The following is a 22,823-nucleotide window of genomic DNA, read 5'->3' as shown; positions in this document are numbered from 1 at the left end:
GCGGAGGACTTACGGCGAAGAAGTTAAAACTTGATTTTTCGATCATCTGGAGTGCGATACGCTTTGCGTCAAGCCTCCGGCTTATCGCCACCCATCTAACGGTAATTGTTAAAAGTCTGGAACGACCAAATCACGTTATACACATGATGTCCTTTTTGTACAGTGCGTAAGTCCTAAACCGAAGAAATCGCTCGATTTCGCTGTGGTTAATAAAGCAGGGGTCAAACAAACTGTTAACTGAGGCGTTCATCCAGATTACCTAGGGTAAAAATTACGTAAGCTCGATAGCGATCTGCGCTTCCTTGCAGCAGCGTTAGCGCAGGCCCCCTAAGGGGCTAGCGATCGCCAAGGAATTGCTTAATCCTGAGAAAGACTACTGATTAGATATTTCCGGAAACACTCAAATTTATGGCTGACAGGTAGTAAAGTGTAGGGTATGACGCCTTGGTTTCTGAAGGCAACCGAATGTATACGCCAAATATAGATAAGTTTATCTATGACTTCAACTGTTACCTATAAAAATCGCAAGTTACCAACTCAAGCAATAGGAGCCAAAATTTTCCACTGGATTAACATTATTAGTGTATTGATTATGTTGACCAGTGGACTGCAAATTTACAACGCCAATCCTGTATTTGGTGGACGAGCAGGTTGGCACATTCCTCCTATATTTACTTTAGGAGGTTGGCTGGCTGGAGGTAGACACTGGCATTTTGCTGCTATGTGGTTATTTGCGCTAAATCTTTTTTGGTATGGAATTTATATTTTCATCAGTCGGCGCTGGCGACATCGATTTGTAGGTATCAACGACTTCAAAGCATTGCAAAAAAGTAAAAATTCCAAACGCCTTATTTATGCTTGGCATCGCATTATTTATACAGGTATTATTCCTATTCTACTTTTAGCTATATTCACAGGTTTAGGAATGTATAAACCTGCTCAATTTCATTGGATTGTCGATATGTTTGGCAGTTGGCAAGCACTGCGAATTGTTCACTTTTCATCGGTTCCAATAGTTCTTTTATTTGTCATAGCTCACTTTTTGTTAGGACGTCAGGCTGGAGGTGATAAATTAACTGAATCTATGTTTTGGTAAATCAACAGCAGAGTCACAGAAAACAGAGAGACTCAAAAGAGTGAAGGAAGAGAACGAGTTATAAATAGCTCATGATAAATCCTATGAATTTAATTCGCATTCATCGTCCTCAATTATCACGCCGTCGATTTTTACAAATTTCTGGACTGTCTGGCACAAGTTTTCTTCTTGGTGGATGTGGAACACCGTTGTTTGAAGATGTTGTTGGTAAACTGTCTGAACCACTTAATGAAAAAGTTGAAGCTTTTATATTGAACTCACAAAAACCTGTGCCAGAATTCTCTTACAATGAGATTCAACCAGAAGCTTTGATTATTAATAGCTTTAGGCATACTCCAGTTATTGACCAGGCAAAATATCGTTTAATTGTGAATGGTGAAGTCAATAATCCCTTAAGCTTGAGTTTAACAGAAATTCACTCTTTACCCCTAACGTCCATGATTATTCGTCATGTTTGTGTAGAGGGTTGGGCAGCAATTGTGCAATGGGGAGGCGTTCGCTTGCAAGACATTGTTGCTCTTGCACAGCCGAAAGCAAATGTCCGATATGTTTACTTCCAATCGGCTGATGGCTACTATTCAAGCTGGGATATTGCTTCAAGTTTGCATCCCCAAACTTTATTAGCTTATCAGAAAAACGGAGAATCTCTGCCAGTACAAAATGGTGCGCCACTTCGTTTGGCTTCTCCCATTAAACTTGGATATAAGCAAAGTAAGTGGATAACTGAAATTACACTTGTGAGTCAATTGTCTCGTTTTCGAGGTTATTGGGAAGACCAAGGATATGAATGGTTTGCAGGACTGTAATTAGGAAAGATTTTTTATAAAACTCTGAAATATGACTGTCACAACAAATCTATCCTTTCAATAAAACTATGAACTTTTTTGATAAGTTGAATCAGGCAATATCACAAAATCAAAGTCTTCTATTCATCGGGTTAGATCCTAGTCTAGAAATGATACCCAAACGCTACAAATCTCAAGATATCATTTCTGGATTATCGGATTGGTTGCAATTTATTATTTCTGAAACAGTCGATAAAGTCTGTGCTTATAAACCGACACTCGGATTTTATGAAGCTTTAGGTGCTCCAGGTTTAGAACTGTTGCAGCAAACTTTAGCAGCGGTTCCTGCTCACATTCCGATTATTTTAGATGCCAAACATGGTGATTTAAATACCAGCACTATTTTTGCCCAAACTGTGTTTGCTCAATGGGGTGTAGATGCGATAACTTTGAGTCCTTATATAGGACAAGAACATGTAGCGCCTTTTTTGGTTTACCCAGATAAGGCTGTTTTTATTTTGTGTTGTACTTCTAATTCGACTGCTATTACTTTACAGCAATATCCTTCAACTGAGTCACCTTTTTATTTGCAGGTTGTCAAGGAATCAAAAAATTGGGGGACTCTAGAACAACTGGGTTTAGAAGTCGGGACGACGAATCCAGATGTTTTGTCACGTATTCGTGCAGTTTCTCCTGAACGAGTGATCATGACTCGTAGTATTTGGGCAGAAGGTAACAATCTTTCTAAAATTTTAGCAGCTGGTTTGAATGCAAATGGTGACGGTTTGCTGATTCCTGTTCCTCAAGATATCTTGATACAAGAAAATTTATCTGAACAAGTTCAGTCTTTGCAAGCAGAAGTTAATCACGCCAAAACTGAAATTACCTATAATGCTTCCAGTTGTTCTGTATGGTTACCTGATGTTTGTCTATTAGAACAACATCCGCAGCAAGATTTGATTTTGCAACTTTATGATATCGGTTGCATTATGTTTGGTAACTATGTGCAAGCATCAGGTACTACATTTCCTTATTATGTTGATTTACGGACAATTATTTCTAATCCACAAGTTTTTAATCAAGTTATCAATGCTTATGAAGAGATTTTGAAAAGCTTAGAATTTGATAGAGTAGCAGGTATTCCTTATGGCTCTTTACCTACAGCTACTGGTTTAGCATTACGTCTCAATTGTCCAATGATTTTCCCGCGCAAAGAAGCGAAAGCACATGGAACTCGAAGGTTAATTGAGGGTGAATTTTATCCAGGAGAAACCGTTGTTGTTGTCGATGATATTCTCATCAGTGGTAAAAGCGTTATGGAAGGAGCAGAAAAGTTAAAATCTGTCGGATTAAATATCAATGATATTGTAGTTTTTATCGACCATGAACAAGGGGTGAAAAACCGATTACAAGAAAATGGTTATCGAGGTCATTCTGTTTTAACGATGTCAGAAATCACAGAGACGTTATATCAAGCTGGACGAATTAATGAAGAGCAATTTTCAGCTTTAAGTGAATCATCAAATAGGTAGGACGTACAGCATGGGAATAAATATACTATGAAAAACTAATGTTGGACAGGTTTTTAACACTTAAGTAAAATGTGTGATTAGCAGAGGGCTAGTATACCAAAAGTTGTTTTTTTGCAAGCCTTCTGTCAAAAGTGTTCAATTTCTTTACATTTATGCTCTATCTAAGTTAAGTGCATAAGCTGATTTGATTGGCACTTAATAAGTAGATAACGGGTTTTGAGTTTAACCGTTGCATAGTTTTGCTTGCCATATCTGAAACTCTATTGAACTTTTGTAAAGTATCAGCTATGACTCATTTTGGACTAATCTGCCCTGCATCCACTGGTCACCTTAACACGATGATTCCCTTAGGAAAAGAACTACAAAAGCGTGGTCATCATGTGACTTTCATCGGAATGCTTGATGCGAAACCTAGGATACTAGCAGCAGGATTAGAATTTAGGGCAATAGGCGAATCAGAATTTCCAAGTGGGGCGATCGCACAATGTTTGACAGATCTTGGAAAACTAAGCGGACTTGCAGCAACAAAATATACTATCAATCTGCTTAAAGAGTCAGCGGTTGTCATACTTCGAGATGCACCAACAGCCATCAAACAAGCAGGTGTCGAAGCACTGTTAATAGACCAAGTTTCACCAGGGGGAGCAGCTGTTGCAGAATCTCTAGATATTCCTTTCGTGACTGTATGTAGTGCTGTAGCTGTTAACAGAGAAGAGAGTGTTCCCCCTCATTTCACAAACTGGCGCTATAATCCTGCCTGGTGGGCACGTCTTCGCAATCAAACAGGTTATGAGTTGCTTAAACGCATGACCAAACCAGTCAAAGAGGTGATAGCTGAGTATCGCCGAGAGTGGAACTTACCCATACCCTCTGTTTCTACTGATCGCTTCTCTCAACTAGCTCAAATCAGTCAACAGCCTGCTGAACTAGAATTTCCAAGACAGCACTTACCTCAGTGGTTTCATTTTACAGGACCTTATCATAGTCCAGTTGGTCGGGATGCTGTTGATTTTCCATATGAAAAGTTGACGGGACAACCCTTGATTTATGCTTCACTAGGGACTGTACAAAATCGGCTACAGTACGTTTTCCGTGATATTGCTCAAGCATGTGAGGGGTTGGATGTTCAGTTCGTGATGTCTCTGGGAGGTTCACTTGAACCAGAAGCACTGCCGAAATTACCGGGTGAGCCTTTAGTTGTCAAATATGTACCCCAATTGGAATTGCTAAAAAAAACCACCTTCATGATTACTCATGCAGGAATGAATACCACCCTAGAATGCTTAACTAATGGTGTGCCAATGGTTGCTATTCCCATTGCCAATGATCAGCCAGGGATAGCGGCGCGTATTGCTTGGGCTGGGGCGGGTGAAGTTGTTTCCCTCAACAAATAGAGTGTTTCTAAGCTGCGAGAAGCCATCAAGCGAGTGTTAACGCAAGAATCTTACAAGCAGAATGCTCTGAGGTTGCAAGAAGCTATTCGTCAGGCTGGGGGAGTGAGTCGCGCTGCTGATATTGTCGAGAAGGCGGTATCTACAGGTAAGCCTGTCTTGGCTCAAACGATTTAAACAATAACAGATAAAAACTAAACGCCTAACAACAACACAAATCATTGGTCAGGAGTTAATTTTACGATGAAAGAAGTTGCAAGTTTGGTAGACGAAATTATTCAAGGCAAGGGATATGTTCTGATTCCTGAGGTATTAAGTGCAGAACAGGCGCAAGAGGCTCGCTCCCTTGTTCTCAAACTCGCACAGGAGGAGCGCCAGCAAGGAAAATTGTTGATAGATGGAGACAAGGAACGATTGTATGGCTTAATTTACAAAGGCGAAATTTTCGAGTTGATGGTGCAGCACCCAACAATAATCGAAATCATCGAGACTATTTTGGGGAATGACATGACACTTGGTGGTTTCTCCGCTCACATACTCAACCCTGGTGCGACAAACATGGGTGTACACGTAGACTATCCTTATTGGACAATGAAGCCGCCGTTTCCGACTTATCCCATAATGGAAGTTCAAGTCATTTGGATGGTTGAGGACTTCAAAGAGGAAAACGGTGCGCCACTTTTCACTCCAGGTAGCCAGAAGCTTTGCAGTCCGCCTGACTCAGTATACTTTTCAAAAACGGCTGAAAAAGTCACTGGAAAGGCTGGCTCAGTCGTTGTTTCCCACGGTCTTTGCTGGCATGATACCTCTGTCAATGCTACAGAGAAGCCAAGAGTCTCAATTCTTGGCAACTATGGTCCTAAGTTCGTGCGTCCTCTTGAAGACCCGTTGCATGACGTGCGGCAAGAAGTGCTAGAACGAGCAACTCCTAAGCTCAAACAACTGCTTGGATACGAATTTAAATCAGCTCTGTTTAAAGATATTCAAAGAATTCGGTCACAAGGATGAAACCGAATAATCTAGAACTTACGCAGAAACCGGGTTTCTTTACGAAAAATCGTCATTTTAGCCGTAAGTCTGTGGTCTGTGAAACCCGGTTTCTTTCGTGTCTGTGCGTAAGTCCTGTTGTCTTTAATGCGTGAATTTTGAGAGAAGTTGGAGCGGAGGTTTCCTCCGTAGACGCTTTGCGGTGAGACAGCACGGCGCAGGAGGGTTTCCCGACAGAGGCGACTGCGAATCCGTTCGGCCTCAAGCCGTGCCCGATAGGCGCAGCCGTGCCGTAGGCATAGGGCTCAGGGCAAGCCTGTGGCATCCAATCTATGCCCTCCCTTGCCCGCTGCGCTATCGGTGATTTTGAATTTTGAATTTGTTAGCGTAGCGTGCCGTAGGCAGCGTTTGCGCAGCCCCCCCTTAGGGGCTAGCGAGTGACTTCCCACTCTAACTATATTCCTCTCTCCTGCGGTGGATGCCGGTGATACGCTCTTTCTATACGGTCTAATGTAGTGTTGCCGACTATAGGAGGTTATACTCATGTATTTTTTGATGGAAGTAGCAGCGGAAGCAGTCAAAGAACCATATCAATTTCCTTGGGCTTTCACGGCTGTGTATGTGATTGGCTTTATTGCAGCTGTCACTATTGGCTCAATTGCTTGGTACAACTCTAAACGTCCCGTGGGTTGGGAAGACAAAGAGCGTCCTGATTTTGTTCCTAAAGTGGACAAAGATCCGACTCCAGGATTGGGTGAGCCAAAGTCCTAGATAGTGCTGAGTTGTGAGTGCTTCATCAGTACCGAGTCATGAGTTGCGAGTTCCGAGTGGAGAACAAAGAGTTTTTGTTTGACTCGACAAGTCGATACTCAGGACTCAGCACTGCTTAGCACTCATTGCTCAGAACTTAAGACTAGCAGACTCTATTCAATGTTGAACTTCAACCCAACGACGGTAAAGCTTTTGAATTTGTTTGAGAATGGCATTATGCCCAGTTTGGCTTGAATCATTTGCGTCTGATAACTGTTGTAGTTTCGTTAAGAGTTTTGCTTCTTCGATCGCAACTTCGCCATCGCTGTAAATTAAGCCACTGATGGCTTCAATCAGGTTTTGGCTATCTTCTGCACTCGGGCGATCGCCTAAATATTCCTTCACCCACTCGTAAAACTGTTCTGGTTGGACAGCAACCAACTCATGTAGCAAAGGCTGAATTTCCGAATCATTCGCCACACCCTTTTCTTGAGCTATTTTGCGAAGATATTGTCTTTCTTCTGGCTGAATTCTGCCATCAATCCAAGCTGCGCCAATCAGAATTTTCACCAAGTTTTTCACACTGGAATTACTAACCATGATTTTTTCTTAGAAAATTAGGATTTGAGAATTGGTATTCATAACTATTTTCCTATTCCCCATATCCTATTCCCCATTCATCAAAAAATCTTACCTTTCATTCTTAGTTTTCCTTAAACGCACCATAAAAAAGCCATCCATATTCTGTTGATGGGGTAACACTTTAATCCAACCTTGTGGAGTGAAGTGTACTCCAACAGGAGAATCAGGATTAGGAGGCTCTATTTCCCAATTAGGATTCTCAGCCAAAAAAGACGAAACCACATCTTCATTTTCTTTTGGATGCAGTGTACAGGTGGAATAAACGAGGACACCATTTTCCTTGACAAAAGTAGATGTATGTGATATTAATTCTTTTTGAAGCACCGAAAGTTCTTCTACAGTTTTTGGAGTCTGTCGCCAACGAGCATCAGCATGACGGTGCAAAGTACCCAAACCAGAGCATGGGGCATCTAGTAGGACACGGTGAGCAGTATTTTGAAACTGAGGCATATTGCGACTGTCACCAGTACAAATCTCAATAGATTTTAATTTCAACCGTTGAGCATTTTCTTGCAGTTTTTTTAGACGCGAGAAAGTGCGGTCACAAGCAAAAATCTTTCCTTCATCCCTCATCAACTCTGCAATGTGAGTTGTTTTACCCCCTGGTGCAGCACAAGCATCAATCACCACTTCACCAGGTTGAGGGTCGAGTAAATAACTGACTAATTGGGCGCTACTATCTTGTATTGTCCACCAACCCTCGTGATAACCAGGTAGATTTTGAATAGGACCGGCGTTACTTATCAATCGTAAAGCTTGTGGTAACAGGGGAAGCTGTTGGAATGCAACACCGTCAGATGTCAACGCCGCTTCCACTTGTTCTGTTGAAGTGCGAAGGAGGTTGACTCGCAAATCAATGGCTGGAGTCTTATTCATCCACAAGCAAAGTTGTTCTGTTTGTGCTAAACCAAATTGTTCCACCCAAACTTGAATGATCCAGTCAGGAAAGCTGTATAAAATACCTAAACGTTCTATGGGGTCAGAAGATTGAACACACAAGAAAGAAGATAGAGAACTTTCTTGATCATTGTTTGTTTGATTTTCTTTCTTCTCTAAACGGATATACTGTCGCAATAGACCATTCACAAAACCCGTCAGTCCAGAAAAGCCATTCTCTCTAGCGAGTTGGACAGTCGTATTGACAGCAGCACTTTCAGGAATGCGTTCTTGATACTGTAGTTGGTATAAGCCCAAATGTAGAATAGTGCGGAGGTCTTTTGGCTGTTGGTGGGATTTCTTTTTGCCTAATTGGTCGATGAAGGCGTCAAGCGTACGCTGTCTTCTGGTGCAGCCATAGACTAATTCTGTGACAAGGCGGCGGTCAGTATCTGGTAATTTTACTTTTTGCAGCACTCTGTCTAGGGCAATGTCAGTGTAAGCCCCTTTATGAACATCTCGCAAGGCCATAAAAGCCAGCTGACGGGGAGATGGGAACAATTCAAAGTTCAAAATTCGCTCATTCAAAATTCAAAATTGGACAAGCTGATGGTAGCAAGTCTCTTGGCGGTTTTGCTGATAGCAGTCTCATTCCAAAATGTATAAAAGATATTTGTGAATGCCCAGGCGGAGGTCTTGCTGCAGCTTCAAAAACCGGGTTTCTTGCAACTCATATAATCTAGAAACCTTGATTTTTCGTTAATAAACCCGGTTTTCTTGGTCTTGTTGAGAATGCTGCAAGACCTAAGCAAGGGTGATTCTAAGGCGATCGCCTGAATTTCAAATCAGTCAGTTTCCATGAAAAAATCAAGCTTTTAGATGTTTGTTGTTCATCAAAAAGGCGAAGTTATGCACGCTTTTCCCAGACTATCAATGAGTCAGTCTTAGAACTTTCAGTCAAATGACAAAATTTAACGCGGTTCGGCGGAATTCAAGAGTCCGCCGTGCGGTGGGGATGGATAGCCGGGGAATGACGAAAGCAACCCCAATTAAAGTTGTTCTCGATCAACAAGATTGTGGGTTGTTTGAGGAATTCCCACCCTCCTTTGTTGGTAACGAGTCGATGAAGTCTTCAAGTATTCGAGTCATAGTTTTGTCTTCCATCGTTGAGTATTCGCGTAGCTTGTTCAGTCTGCGCTCAGATATCCGAAGGTTTAATGTTTTATTCTTCATTCGCCAGTACAAGGCCGTTACATTTATGCTATCATGATTGTATCAGCTAACCACTGACCACTTGACACAAACGAACTTGCTTGACAAGGTGACCGAGTCTAACACGAAAAAAATGGGCAGCCTTACTACAACGAGTACTCGTGAGCGCCGACAGATCAACAAAACAAAGGAGCCACTGCTCGACTAGGGTTCCCCGGCAGTCCCGCATGTGGCGTGCTGCCCATTTTTTAGGGGACAAATTGGTGAACAGTGCAAACGTTGGGAACGGTTCTGAACCATGACAACTGATAGGGGGTTGCAGCCAGAAGCACAGGTAATCTTGTCTGTCAGGTTGGTTGCGTAAAATCAGTTACCTTTGGCTGTACAGAGCTTTTGCTTCATGTACAAAGACTCCGTGGGGCGTCAGGAGTCTCTAAACTGCCTGTGGAGGTGAGACAGCCCTGCAGGAGGGTTTCCCGACAGAGGGGACTGCGTTAGCGCAGCCAGACCGAAGGTCTTCCCCGAAGGGCTTCGGAGCGTGGATGTTGCTGTATGTTTTCGGACTTGGGGCATCTGGAGTAACGACCAATGTTCGCGCAGCGTGCCCGAAGGGCTTAGCAGGAAATTTCTAGTTCCTAAAAGGAACCGCTAGCCCCTAAGAGGGGCGCTACGCAAACGCTTCAAAGCAATTTGGGGAAGCCCCACCAAGAGCCGGAAGGCAGGGTGGGGAGAACGTCACCCGAAGTACAAAGTATTAGCCTCAACGAGTTCAAACTCACAAGCCCGAGAAGCAGGTTCTACACTAAATGATGCAAAAGTGACCAAAGGTAAAAATGTAGGGTTGCGTAATAGTTCTTTTGCTAACAAAAATCCAGTAATTGTCCAGGTTTGATATTTTCTGGCTTGTTTCCCAATGAGTCGCCCTTTCTTACCATCGTAATACTCTGGCCATTCGTCTAGATGTAGGCGTGCTTGTGCAATTTCAACAGCTTTGTGTGCAAGTTCCACTCTATTCGTTTTCACAGCAGCTGCTGATAAGAACCACAGTAAAACTGGCCAACTTCCACCATTATGATATGACCAAGGTATATTCTTGGGGTCACATCCAGTGACAATCTTATACTCTTCGTCTTCCAAAGCTGGGAAACAAATTTTCATGGGCATATCTCCCACTAAATCCTCCCATCGCTCTTCAATAAGATTCATAATTGCTTGTGATTGCTCTTCACTGGCAAGGTCTGAAATAATAGCCATCATGTTTGCTAAACAAAAGAAGCGAGTATCTAGCTGCGAAGGTCCAACATTACCAACTAGATAACCACCTTTTCTTGGCAACCACCTGTCCAGTTCATAATAAGGTAGTGAATCTGCATATATATTGAAGGGATTAGCTGCTGCTTTACCATACTCTTCACTCTTGAAGCGATAAATCTTATTTAAGCGATGAAGATCCATCCAGTAATGCTGGCGAATATGAGCCTGTAGAAGCGGTAAGCGATTATCAATAGCTGTAACAATATCCTCATTTCCCTGACAAACCAGCAGTTCTCTTGCTGCACGTAATGCAGTAAAAAAGAGAGCTTGAATTTCCAATGGGTGCCCATAAATACCCATACGACGGTCAATCATACAAGCACCATCTGGAACTAATAATGTCGGGTACATATCAAACCGAGTTGCCAAACACAGTTCCATAATTAATCTCAAACCGTGTTGGAATTCAGGTTTATAGGCTAGAGAAAAATCTTTCGTAGCAACAACGTAAGCACGCAATAAAATAACCCACCACAAGCAAGAATCAACAGGTGTGACTCGCGCAATAGCGTGTTCGCCAAAATCAGCTTCTAGATATTCTTCGTCAGCTTCGCATACTACTTTAAAGCTAGCTGGTATTAAACCTCGACCAGGCTTGTAAGCATTCAATTGCCTTTCTTTAGGCTGTAATCTTAAAGTTTCTTCTAAAAAGTTGCGGACAATATCCGCTCTACCTTTAATCAGAAAAATTAAAGCGGAAGATACAAAATCCCGAATAAAACATTGGTCGTAATTCAGCGCCTCTACTGTTGCATCATAAGCAGCTACCGTCCCTACAGGACGACCTTTATAATAGAGAATGGACCTTTCCAGTGCTGTCCACCCTTCTTTTTCTAGACTATCACTTGATACCAAGTTATCTAATTGCATTTTTAGAACAACTCCCTTTTGGTCGTAAATTGTGGTTTGCTTGCTGGTTTGCTTGTAAATGCACCAATGTTTAAGTTATTGCTGTTATTTTCATCATAACAATGATGATTTTTTGAAGAATAGCAAACAAAAATCGCTAAACTTTAATAACAGCAAAAGTCGCTTTGCCTACTCATTTCTCACAGTTTCATTGAGAGTTTTTTTTCAATGAATTATCTCTTTTGAAATGAAAACTTTTGTTTTCTCTCACTTCAAACAGTCAATTCAAATCTTTTTATAGCATTTTTTAGATCATAATCTTGCTCTGTTTGAAATCCAGAAATCTTTGTTTTACTAAACAACTACATGTTTCAGCTACTATGTAATGTTTGCATATTAAAGTCTTGATTTAGGCAATTTTACTTAAACTTTCTAGAGATTCATTGGACTATGAATGAAATGATTTGACCATGCCTATATGATCAAAAATTATAACAAATTTTCACAATATGCAATATGATTTTTCATTTTGCTCTTTACATTGCTTAATAAGGGTTGCTCATTTTACCTCAATTTCCTTTCAATAACGAACGTCTAAAAAGTAGAAGAGATAAAATAAAATGCACAAGAGCCGAAACAAAAAATAAGTTTTCATCTTGCTTAAAGAAAATTTATAGGCAAGAGAAGTAAGGATAATGTGATTTTTAAAACAACCAAAATTTTGTAACCTGTCTTGAAAATAGAACTTAGCAACTCCAAACCTCCAGTTAGGAGTCTGGTGGCTCCCTTCAGAAGGGAAAAAATCTTTTTCATGGCAAGGTTCGTGGGATTTTCCCGTGATTGACTGTCTTAAAAAGAGTTACAAAGCTGTATAGTGACTTCGTAGTTTAGCTAAAGCAAAATCTGCACTTATTCGCAAAACACTTTAGATTTACTGTGTGCTGAGAATAAAGATTTCTCTTTACCACTCAGTTAAATGCTTTTTGCAAAAACAAATAAGCAATACGGGAGTATCTGACTCCCAAATTTTAACCAAAGTGGGATAGGAGCCAGGACTACAAAACACAACAAACAGAAACATTTAGGATGTTCCCACCAAGAAGACTTAGCTGTATGGAAAACCATAACAGCTAGCAGTTGGTAAATGTATTAAGCAAGTGTAGATACCCAGAAAAGTACACCCGAAGAAAAGATATATGCTGCATAGTTAGAATGGCTGTATGACCTGTGAATACTTTATCTACAAGATAATCCCATTCTATTACGCTAATTCAATACAAACTGTGATTTCAAAGTCCACTTTGAAATGTTGAACTGTGCTGGCAGACCAGCCCTTTAACTGTAAGTGAAACTGATTTTATTTTTAATCCCATTGTGTACCAATCACTACAGTATATAAGAAATTTTGTTACTTGGTACATATAAGTTCTAGTTATTACGTACCAATTTTGTTAAAACTATTTTTCAACAAGTTTTTATAATCTTTTCCATTATTTTTAACTAAAAATATCTAGAAGAAGAATGATGTGCATATATAAATACTAACTTGACATAGTGATTCTTGTTCAGTAAAAATCCGTAAACTATTGGATTTTTTATGTAAATTTTCTGTAAATTTTTTGAATTATTCCGGTTAGCAAAGTTAGCAATTCAATGCTGTCATAGTACCAAATAATTTAAAAATCTTAATTTTCTTTATCACTTTTTGCAAAATTTACTTGTTCGTAAAGATTGCTAAGTTTAATTTGAAAATCAATCGTTTTCAGTGATACAATCGCAGATTAATCTTCGGATATGAGTAAATAACCATTGATTCTCAGCAGTTTTGACATACTGCATAACATGATAGTGATATTTGTTGATTAAAATATATTCCTTGAATTCTGGGATTGACCGATAGTAGAAAAACTTATCACCTTGGTCATAATTTTTAGTAGATTTAGATAAAACTTCTGCAATGAGCAAAGGATTCATTGCATAAAGACACCACCTCTTTTTTGTGCAGCTAAAATTTTTTAGGCACAAACATGATCACACTCAGTAATGGTTTTCATGAGATTGTTAATATTGAATGGATACAGCCGAGCGCAAAATTAAAAGTATAAAAACTTACCTATTGGAAATCAAAATGAATGATTCCAGCAGGTTGATAGATAACTTCCTAAATGTCGTCGAAGTCGTTTTCTGCAAAACGGCTTCGGTGATAGCGCTAGCTTTTTCGTAATCGAATAAACGGTTGATGAAGCGAGGATTTAGCAGTAAACGAGTTGTTTAGCAAAACTGCGAGCGCTCGAGCATACTGAGGGTCAGACTGAGTGCCAATTAATGCTGGGTTCGTGGCTAATTGCCGCAATTGCTCATCCGTCAAGTCTATCTTGACATCAGGCATAATTCCTATTTTGTTAATATCTGTTCCCTTGGGGGTAAAATAACGACCGACAGTCACTGTCAATCCTGAACCATCTGAAAGAGAATAAAGCTGCTGAACTAAAGCTTTACCAAAGGTTTTACTCCCAACAATCACTGCTCTATTATTATCCCTAAGTGCTCCAGTGAGAATTTCACTAGCACTGGCAGAATTTCCATCTACCAAAACCACTAAAGGCTTTTGTGTCAGTGCTGTGTGATTAGCCTTAAACTCTGTGGATCCACCTGTACGTTCTACCTCGCGGGCGATCGCACCGTGATTTAACCACATTCGGGCAATATCTACACTTGCTACTAGCAATCCGCCTCCATTCCCGCGCAGATCCAATACAAATCCTCCAACCTGCTGGCGATTGAGATCCTGGATTGCCTTTCGCATTTGCTTGGGTGCAGTTGCACTAAACTCTGATAAACGGATGTAGCCAACACGCTTGGAACCTTCCTGCTTGAGAGTGTAACTCACTTTCGGCAATTCTATATTCGTACGTGTGATTTTCACGTCAAAAGTTTTCTGCTCTTGTTGTCGTCCAATGCGTAAGACTACTGGTGTACCAACCTTCCCACGAATCAGTTTGGAAGCATCTTCCAGTTTCATACCGTTAGTCGGTTTGCCATCAATCGCTAATATCTGATCTCCTGCTTTAATCCCAGCAGTGAAGGCTGGGGAATTTTCCAAAGCTTTCTCAATGGTGAGGCGCTGAGTTTTTTGATCCAGTTTTATCTGAATCCCAATCCCTGAGGTTTCTCCAGAAATTGTTTGCTCATTGAGGGCTTGGTTTTGCTTAGGATCTAAAAAGCGAGTGTAAGGATCTTCGAGCTTTTTTAAAGTCTCACGTATAGCTGTGTAAGCTTGTTCACGAGAAGTGTATTCCTGGCTTAACAAGCTTTGTCTGGTTGCTTGCCAGTTAACTTGATTGAATGTACTGTCAGCATAGCGGCGGTTGACAATTTGCCAAACTTCATCTACTAAAGCTTTTGGACTATCTTGTAACTCGGCGCGGACTGGACGACATTGTACTGAGCTGACTAAGGATAATAGAGTCGTTGTCGCGAACACTCCACTTAAGAAGCTGGTTCGCAGAAGCGAGTAGCGGTTTGAAGACTGAAACATTGTGTTAGGTTTTTAACCTTTTATGTGAATTCTATCTAAAAAAACAAGTTTTTGCAGTAGATATTTCTAGAATACAAATGTTTTGTGGTAGAAGATGAGTTAATTTGTCAGAATTGCTGCACTTCTTGAGCGTTTCCTCTGCCTACTCCGGAGCTCTGGCCAAAATTTGTCAGGACTTTAGCATGATTGGTATATTCATTCATCAAATATTCTCCTGATTATTTTAATCTTCTGATTTTTGAATACAGACAAGCGTGAATTTTTACGTTAATTTATTTTACGATTCCAACTAGAATATTTAAAAGTTCCCTGATCTCTTCAGGTACTCGGTATAACTTCAGGTCTTCTATAATTTTTTTTTCTTGACGTTTATATATTCCAAACCGCCAATCTTCCCCAGTTGTGACTGCGCCATATAATATTAATGTCTTTGAATCAATCCATTGGTCAAGGGCAATTAATTCTACAGAAAGTTGAGTAAATCCTCTACTTAAATCTGCTTGTTTAGCTTCTATAACTAATAACTCTTTACCTTTACTTATATAGTAATCAAAACTTCCTTTTAATTGTTGGTTAATACTGACAGGATACTCAATATTTAACTGAGTCTCTGCAAGATCACAGACTTCCAATAAAATTGGTGCAATGATTGCTTGTTTGCGTGCATCTTCGCTTAATAATTTCACATACTTTAAATTACGTTCAATGAGAACACGTACTTCTTCAATTCGATTGAAATCACATTCTGCTTTTGGTAATTGCAGTCTGTCTCTATCGTAAGAGCATCCTAATTCTGCCAGAATATCTTCTGGTGTAAAAGGCAAGTCAAAATATTTACTAAATGTATAACTTTGACCTGGTTGTAATATGCGTGGGCGGTTCATAAATAACTTATAATTACTGAGACAGCAATTTTAAAGAAATCATGAAATTCTCTGTTTTTCTTATACCTTTACATCCATAGCGTCTGTGCGATTCATTTCAGATTAAAATGAATCGCTCTCCTCTTCAGTTTTGACTATCTTCTGCCTAATTGTTGTGCATTTTTAATACAAAAGAGCTGATCATCTTGAAGTTGTTGCTTGACGTTGAAAAATAATCATCTCAGTACCAACAACAGGATTCCGTGCGACTAGCTTTCCCTGTGAATCAACAATATCTAAGTGGGTAAAATCCAGTTCTTTGGAACGTTGTAGCATCTGAGCCAAGAGTTTATCTTGCTCAGATTGTTTGATATTATACCACTCATCATTAATTGTGATTGCAAGATAACTGCTACGAAAGTTAGCTTGAATTGACTGTATTAAACCTGAAGCAAAGCGATCGCTAACCTCTGCGACTTGATTTTCAATAGCTGCAATCAAAGTTTGCTCTGGTGTCAAAATAATGGTTGGCGTCGGAGTTGATTCCGGTTCTGGTTCTGGTGGCGAAATTTCTTCCACAGGCGGTGGAGCTTCTTGGGCTACAGGTGGCGGTGGAGTTTCTTCAGTTAATGGCGGTGTGATTTCCTCTACAGGCGATGGAGTTTCTTCAGTTAGTGGCGAAGTTTCTTCCACAGGCGGCGAAGTTTCTTCGGCTGCTGGTGGCGTAGGAAGTGTTTCTACCTCTGGTGGAGTCGTTATTGTTGCTGGAGGTGTTTCTACCTTTGGTGGAGTTGTTGCAACTTCAGTTGGCTGACTACCGAACACCGTAGAAGTTGTCCAAACGAGAATCACTGTTATTCCTGCAATTATCCCTGTTAAAGCCGTATCCGATAACTTTGTTGATAAACTTCTTGGCAACAATGAGCGGATTTTACCTAAAACTGTACTCCACGCTAGCTGAAGCTTTTGGAAAAAACCGGGAGTTTCCTTGCTACCACCAGAAGATTGTATCTCTAATTTCTGTACTGTTGCTTCTAATATCCCAATTGTCCCTCTCAAAATTCGGATAGTTATTGCCTTCCAAATTGGCTGGACTCTCTGGTATTGTTTTTGGGGAGGTTGAGATGCCGACTCAACCGTCGGTTGCGGCTGATTCGGTTCGGTTGGTGGTGAGAATGGTGGTTGGGAATTTGGATTATCTTGGGACATGGAACTTTCACCGACAGCTGCGAATCAAAGACAAGAGACTTTATTCTTGCAGGTGCAGCCTCCTCAGCCTTAATTTATCACTTCATTGGCATCGGCTATACTTTACTATTTATTGAATTTGATAATCTATGAAACTCAAACGTCGTCAATTTTTGTTTTTCAGTAGCCTCAGCGCCATTGGTTTAGGATTTCTAGGTTGTGTCACTCGTCAAGCTGGCAAAAATACTGGGATTGCTGCATCAAAAGCCGCAGTTCCCTCTCCTACAGCTAAAAACAACTTGTTATTACGTTTTGTTTCCGTGGCAGATACAGGTACTGGAGATCAAGGACAATACGCCGTCGCTAAGGCTATGACTAATTATCACAGCAAAAATCTTTATGATTTAGTCGTTTTAGCTGGTGATAATATCTACAACAACGGCGAAATGGAAAAAATTAATGCAGTGTTTGAGCGTCCTTATGCACCTCTACTAAAGCAAGGTGTGAAATTTCAGGCTGCTCTTGGAAACCACGATATCCGTACAGCAAACGGCGATCCTCAACTGAAGTATCTCAATTTTAATATGAAGGGGCGATATTACACATTTCAACGTGATAATAATGTGCAATTTTTTGTTTTAGATACAAACACTAATGCTGATTGGGAAAAGCAGCTAAAATGGTTGGAGCAAGAATTAAGCGCCTCTAAAGCACCTTGGAAAATTGTGTCTGGTCATCATCCAGTGTATGCATCGGGTGTGTATGGCAGCAATCCAACTTTCATTAAAACTTTTACGCCGCTTTTTCAAAAATACGGTGTTCAACTATATATAAATGGTCACGAACATCATTATGAACGCACTCGTTCAATTAATGGAACAACTTATTTAATCTGTGGCGGTGGTGCAGGTACTCGTCCTGTCGGTCGTTCTGAATGGACAGAATATTCGGCAGAGAAGTTAAGTTTTGCTGCCTATGAAGTCTATGCAGATAGAATAGAAATTAGTGGTATAGGTACTGATAATCGCGTTTTTGATAAAGGAATTGTTCAACTCAAATCAGCTTAATTATTAATTTTATCGAAACAGTTAATTTTTTTTGAATACAAAACCACAGAGAAACACAGAGAAAAAAAGATATCTGTGGTTTAAAATAGCCTTAAGAGATGATTTATAAAGTAAACCTTAAATTGTAGGGTGCGTTAAAGCAACGCGTAACGCACCGCATCTAGTGGTGCCCTGCGGCTCATTCCTACTCTCTAAAGACGCTTCATACCTTACATAGCCGTAACACACCCTACTTAATATTTACTTTATAAATGACCTCTAAGCCAAATTTTGGCTTTTCAGATTTGCGAGTTGAGAGATCTGCAAAGCAGCGCAGCAGCGTTAGCGCAGGCCCCCTAAGGGGCTAGCTATCGCCTAAAATCATTAGACTCAGCAAAACCGCTTTTTCACTGTTTGCGTTTCCACGTGGCGAGATCGCCAGCGAAATTGCTTTGCAGTAAACACCACTCACGACTCATTCACCATTTTTTACACGCCTGACGTTACTTAGCTGCTGAATTTTGGGCACTATAAATAATAATACAAGTGCTTTCTCGCACACGCTCATAAGTCAAAATACTAAACCCTGTTCTCTGCATCAACTGACAAGTTGTTAGCTCAACAGGGTTCTTTTATGACTCTTAACACTGAAATCGATTTCTATGTCAGACTCCAACATTGGTCGTCTACTCGGCAAACGCTACGAACTTCAGGAGATAATTGGTACTGGAGCGATGGGTAGAGTCTATCGTGCTAATGACATTTTATTGGGTGGCGTACCCGTTGCAGTCAAGTTTCTGACTTTATCCACCCAAAATCAAGATCTGCGAGTGAAAGAGCGTTTTGAGCAAGAGGCAAAAACCTGTGCTTTACTTGGACAAAAAAGTATCCATATTATCCGAGTGATGGACTACGGGGTAGACGACGAGAATCACACTCCATTTTATGTGATGGAATACCTGCAAGGAAACAGCCTAAGCAATATCATCCGCCAGCAACCACTCTCTTTACCAAGATTTTTGAGTATGGTACGTCAAATTTGCTTAGGATTACAATGTGCCCATGATGGTATCCTAGTTAACGACAAAATATGTCCAATTATCCATCGCGATATCAAGCCGAGTAATATGTTGCTTGTTCAAGACCATACTTTCGGCGAATTAGTCAAAGTTTTAGATTTTGGTATCGCCAAGTTAGTACAATCAGATAGCAATCACACAAACTGCTATTTAGGGACTCTTGCTTATTCTGCTCCCGAACAGATAGATGGTCAAGAATTAGATAACCGTGCTGATATTTATAGTTTGGGAGTTATGATGTTTGAGATGCTGACGGGTAAAATTCCCTTAGTCGCACCAACTAACTCTTTTGGAGCATGGTACAAAGTACACCACTACCAACAACCACGTTCCTTTGCTGAGGTTGCACCCAATCTACAACTACCACCACAGGTGGAAAATTTGGTCATGAGTTGTTTAGCTAAGGCACCAAGCTCACGGCCTCAAAGTATAAACGAGATTCTCCAAGTTCTCGCACCATTAGAAGAGTATCATGACACGAGCACAACTTGGTCACACACTGATAAACCTCTAACTCTCTCTCGCTTAGCAAAAACAGATATTGAGTACAAATGCCAGACATTAACGCTATCATCTGCATTGATCGATGAAATTGCGCAGCAAGTCAGTTGGCCTTCGAGTAAACCGATCGCTGATATCGTCTTTCCCAGTCCTCTGTGTTTCAATGGAAAGATTTTACCAGCCTTGTGGGTGATGCTACCGCATGTAGAAATTCAAAAGCGTGTGCTGTGTAAGCGTTATAATCAGTTTCTTTTCATGACTGCTCCTCACCCCATGCTGCTATGGATGACTCTCATCTACAACCATCAGCATGGTGCCAAATGGTTACCATATTACCTTGATCTGAAAACAAGTTTCGGGCAAAAAATCACTCGTTTACTCAGACAAACAGGTTTCTACCCAATACTGTTCTTTGCTCGAGAGACACCAAATCGTTGTGTTCATGTATTACTTTCAAGTATCGCCTCTACACAACGCCTGTGGTTGCATCACTGGATGATGATGAGTCACACGCTAGTATCATCTGCCGAACCACAATTTAGTAAAACTTTACTGAAAACCGAGTATGAAAAAATTAAGCCCTATCTTTTGACAAAGATACAAGCAATGGATACAGATTCGTCATTTGACTTTTTTACTTAAGAAAAATATACCCTTAGTAAGGTAACAAATATTACTTTACAAGATTCTTCTGTAACCTTTTCTAAAAAATTTATGTTTATTATAATAAACAAAGTGATAAGAAATATAAATAGAAAGATGACAAGCGGTAAGATTTAGGTAAACTAATGACTGGGCTTAGAATTAGTTCAACAAATGAAACGCTGTTTAACAAAGCGCGTGTCATTGCATTTATTCTCCCAACCTGCAAGTGATGAGCAGATATTGGGTTTATGAATGCACAAAACTGGTCAAGCCCAATGTTAACCTAAACAACATAGGTTAAGAACTTAAACTCACTTAATCACTAGAACCGAAAATTCTTGTTGGTAAAGTCTTAGTAAGAGTTGTTCATCTTAGTTGACGCCCCGGCATCCCCAGCTCTTTTCCTTCTTGGAACTAAGCAAGAGAAGGAGGTCGCCTACTGAGGCGTTAGTACTCTATACTGCCCAACTCGACCCACCAGAATCTAGTCCCCATTGGTGCTTGAGAAGCTCTTTATAAGTCGCTTCCCGAACGACCATTTGTTCATAAAGCTTAACCAAAAAGTCTTGAGCTTGTTCATGGCTCATGTGCTGCACTTGAGTGGCAAATGAGCGAATATTGAATTGCTGTTCAAGAGTTAGTTCGATTGGTTGGTGCATAATAAACTCCTAAAAACAAAAGAGTAAAGGTGATATAGCTGTTAGTTGACTCATAAGGTATATGGCTTTTTTGCCTAAAACATTTGTACCTCCGTATTACGAACGATAACAATTGTTTGACAGATTGCCCATATCTTATGGGTGGTTTTTGGCTTGTCGTTGGTTCATACCCTAGTGGGTAAGTTTTGGGTTGTGACACCATGTTCCTCAGCCAACTGATATAGATCCCAAGTCTGTTGAAGCAGATTCCGGGAAAATGTAGGTTTTTAAAACCTTTTTTTTTGCAGGAACTCCCTTAGTTTTCCCTAATTTAAGATTGGGGTCTGTTTTAAGATGTAGAGATTTTAACATCGCTACACCTGTACAGACATAAGCATTAAGCTCTTGTCCCATAAACCCTGTCTTTTTAGGGTATTTAAGGTAAGTAAGAGTGAATTATATTCGCTCTACCTCATTGGGTGCAAGATGTCAATTACACAAAATACGAGAATTAACCTCCTGAGTTATAAACTTAGGAGGCTAGAAGTATATGTATCAAACTGCCAACGGGAAAAAAGCTCAGTATGAACAAATACAGTTCACTGAGTGATTGTTAAGCCAGATGCTTCAAGCCTCGGTTAAAGATTTTTTGGCTTCAATTGCAACAGCTTCTACTCCATCATTCGCCAAAGTTTCCAATATGGACTTTGCATGTGTAGTGCCTAAACGACTCAAGGCTTGTACCAGCCTGTAGCGAACTTGCCAATCTGGATCTGTTGCATAGGGAGCTAACAAGGGAATAGCCTGCAAATCTCCTAACTCACCAAGAGAACTAATAGCTGCAGTTTTCACTAAGTCATTGTCTGAAGAGAGTGCCGTCTTTAGCAACTCAAAAGCTCTTGGATCGTTGAACTCTCCTAATGTAGCAATAATGCTGAATTGTACAATCCACTCGTTGCTGGTTTGGTAAAGTTGCAGTAAATCTTCAAAAGCATCATGCAATTTTAGAGCACCTAAACAATCTGCTGCAGCTGCTTGGACATCAGGTTCAGGATCATTGCGCAGGCGATCGCGTAATATATTCAAAGATAAATCTAAATCTTGTTGACCTAGTGTATCCAACTGACTAACCGCTGAGTACCGCACACGCGAATTGCTATCGTTCACAGCATTTTGAATCAATTCAAAACCGACACCTGGATCGAGTTCACGGATTTGGTTGACTGCTCGCAGGCGATCGCCTAAATCTTCAGAATTCAGCAATTGCTTGACAGATTCAGGAGTAACACTCATTTTATTATCCCAATTTTTCAAAGATTTTTTCAAAAAAAAGTTAACCAGTTATCACTCATCAGTCATCAATTGCTTGATAACTGTGTACTGTTTTAAATACTGGACTAATGACTCATAACTCATCATTGATCTTGACTCGCTGCCATTGCTCGAATGATGTCACCACGAGTGAGAATACCAATGACTTGGCTCTCGCTGTCAAGTACTGGTAAACGGTGGACATTGCGGTCATGCATGAGTCTAGCAGCTTCTGTGACAGTTTTGTCAGGAGCGATGGTGATCGGGTTTTTGCTCATGACTTCACCAACAGTTTGCCCAAGTGCTTTGTGCAAGTCACGTTCATAATCTGCCGGATTTTGCAAATAGATAACGCTATCAAGAAGCATGATGTAAGCCGGAGGAGTCACACCAGTTTGTTGCCACATCAAATCTGTTTCCGAGATAATACCGACTAACTTCCCAGTGTCATTGACAACAGGTAGTCCACTAATGCGTCGTTCTGCCAGGATTTTAATCGCTTCCTGTAGAGGAGTTTCTGGTCGAACGACGACTGGATCATGGCTCATGATATCGGCAACTGTCTTAGGCATTGGCTTAC

The 22,823-nt window shown here is 40.5% G+C and carries 17 protein-coding genes and 2 pseudogenes; 8 read left to right on the top strand and 11 right to left on the bottom strand.

What is annotated here, in order from left to right; genetic code table 11:
- The first annotated feature begins 496 nt into the window (after positions 1–496).
- From DP117_RS14210 to DP117_RS14185, 6 genes and pseudogenes are all read left to right on the top strand, one after another.
- Entirely contained in the window at positions 497–1,096 is a 600-nt protein-coding gene (locus DP117_RS14210) for a cytochrome b/b6 domain-containing protein (RefSeq protein WP_169218948.1), read from the top strand.
- A gap of 83 nt (positions 1,097–1,179) precedes the next feature.
- Complete coding sequence (locus DP117_RS14205; protein WP_169218947.1) at positions 1,180–1,902, top strand: molybdopterin-dependent oxidoreductase; 723 nt, start codon at positions 1,180–1,182, stop codon at positions 1,900–1,902.
- 68 nt (positions 1,903–1,970) lie between these two features.
- Positions 1,971–3,413 carry a bifunctional orotidine-5'-phosphate decarboxylase/orotate phosphoribosyltransferase gene (locus DP117_RS14200; protein WP_169218946.1) on the top strand — a complete coding sequence of 481 codons (1,443 nt, stop codon included), beginning with the start codon at positions 1,971–1,973 and terminating at the stop codon, positions 3,411–3,413.
- Between the two features lie 287 nt (positions 3,414–3,700).
- A pseudogene (locus DP117_RS14195) lies at positions 3,701–4,981 on the top strand (glycosyltransferase).
- Positions 4,982–5,047: 66 nt separating this feature from the next.
- On the top strand, positions 5,048–5,812 hold the full coding sequence (locus tag DP117_RS14190; RefSeq protein ID WP_169218945.1) for a phytanoyl-CoA dioxygenase family protein: 765 nt from the start codon (positions 5,048–5,050) through the stop codon (positions 5,810–5,812).
- Positions 5,813–6,334: 522 nt separating this feature from the next.
- Positions 6,335–6,562: a hypothetical protein gene (locus DP117_RS14185; RefSeq protein ID WP_169218944.1), complete on the top strand. Its 228-nt coding sequence runs from the start codon at positions 6,335–6,337 to the stop codon at positions 6,560–6,562.
- Positions 6,563–6,718: 156 nt separating this feature from the next.
- Here DP117_RS14185 and DP117_RS14180 read toward each other — a convergent pair whose 3' ends face one another.
- From DP117_RS14180 to DP117_RS14145, 7 genes and pseudogenes are all read right to left on the bottom strand, one after another.
- Positions 6,719–7,141, bottom strand: coding sequence for a TerB family tellurite resistance protein (locus DP117_RS14180; protein ID WP_169218943.1), 423 nt, complete (start codon positions 7,139–7,141; stop codon positions 6,719–6,721).
- Between the two features lie 90 nt (positions 7,142–7,231).
- Positions 7,232–8,632, bottom strand: coding sequence for a 16S rRNA (cytosine(967)-C(5))-methyltransferase (locus tag DP117_RS14175; protein ID WP_282440277.1), 1,401 nt, complete (start codon positions 8,630–8,632; stop codon positions 7,232–7,234).
- A 1,374-nt stretch (positions 8,633–10,006) separates the two neighbouring features.
- Entirely contained in the window at positions 10,007–11,455 is a 1,449-nt protein-coding gene (locus tag DP117_RS14165) for a glycoside hydrolase 100 family protein (protein ID WP_169218941.1), read from the bottom strand.
- Between the two features lie 1,664 nt (positions 11,456–13,119).
- A pseudogene (locus DP117_RS14160) lies at positions 13,120–13,408 on the bottom strand (Uma2 family endonuclease); the annotation flags it as partial.
- A 235-nt stretch (positions 13,409–13,643) separates the two neighbouring features.
- Positions 13,644–14,972, bottom strand: a complete 1,329-nt coding sequence (gene ctpB / locus DP117_RS14155) for a carboxyl-terminal processing protease CtpB (protein WP_169218940.1) — start codon at positions 14,970–14,972, stop codon at positions 13,644–13,646.
- Positions 14,973–15,244: 272 nt separating this feature from the next.
- Positions 15,245–15,856, bottom strand: coding sequence for a hypothetical protein (locus tag DP117_RS14150; RefSeq protein ID WP_169218939.1), 612 nt, complete (start codon positions 15,854–15,856; stop codon positions 15,245–15,247).
- A 180-nt stretch (positions 15,857–16,036) separates the two neighbouring features.
- On the bottom strand, positions 16,037–17,044 hold the full coding sequence (locus DP117_RS14145) for a hypothetical protein (RefSeq protein ID WP_169218938.1): 1,008 nt from the start codon (positions 17,042–17,044) through the stop codon (positions 16,037–16,039).
- A 128-nt stretch (positions 17,045–17,172) separates the two neighbouring features.
- Between DP117_RS14145 and DP117_RS14140 the strand changes: the two genes are divergently transcribed.
- Together DP117_RS14140 and DP117_RS14135 are read left to right on the top strand one after the other, a co-directional pair.
- Positions 17,173–18,090, top strand: a complete 918-nt coding sequence (locus DP117_RS14140) for a metallophosphoesterase (RefSeq protein WP_169218937.1) — start codon at positions 17,173–17,175, stop codon at positions 18,088–18,090.
- A gap of 641 nt (positions 18,091–18,731) precedes the next feature.
- On the top strand, positions 18,732–20,291 hold the full coding sequence (locus DP117_RS14135; protein ID WP_169218936.1) for a serine/threonine-protein kinase: 1,560 nt from the start codon (positions 18,732–18,734) through the stop codon (positions 20,289–20,291).
- A gap of 458 nt (positions 20,292–20,749) precedes the next feature.
- Here DP117_RS14135 and DP117_RS14130 read toward each other — a convergent pair whose 3' ends face one another.
- From DP117_RS14130 to DP117_RS14115, 4 genes are all read right to left on the bottom strand, one after another.
- Positions 20,750–20,953, bottom strand: a complete 204-nt coding sequence (locus tag DP117_RS14130) for an NblA/ycf18 family protein (RefSeq protein ID WP_169218935.1) — start codon at positions 20,951–20,953, stop codon at positions 20,750–20,752.
- Positions 20,954–21,160: 207 nt separating this feature from the next.
- Positions 21,161–21,346 carry a hypothetical protein gene (locus DP117_RS14125; protein ID WP_169218934.1) on the bottom strand — a complete coding sequence of 62 codons (186 nt, stop codon included), beginning with the start codon at positions 21,344–21,346 and terminating at the stop codon, positions 21,161–21,163.
- A 213-nt stretch (positions 21,347–21,559) separates the two neighbouring features.
- Positions 21,560–22,225, bottom strand: coding sequence for a phycobilisome degradation protein NblB (gene nblB / locus DP117_RS14120; protein WP_169218933.1), 666 nt, complete (start codon positions 22,223–22,225; stop codon positions 21,560–21,562).
- Positions 22,226–22,347: 122 nt separating this feature from the next.
- On the bottom strand, positions 22,348–22,815 hold the full coding sequence (locus DP117_RS14115) for a CBS domain-containing protein (protein ID WP_169218932.1): 468 nt from the start codon (positions 22,813–22,815) through the stop codon (positions 22,348–22,350).
- Between the last annotated feature and the right edge of the window lie 8 nt (positions 22,816–22,823).

The sequence above is a fragment of the Brasilonema sp. UFV-L1 genome (assembly GCF_012912105.1).
In the GTDB taxonomy this organism is placed as follows: domain Bacteria; phylum Cyanobacteriota; class Cyanobacteriia; order Cyanobacteriales; family Nostocaceae; genus Brasilonema.
The sequence above is the reverse complement of the archived record's forward strand: the minus strand, read 5'-3'. Positions and strand labels throughout refer to the sequence as shown.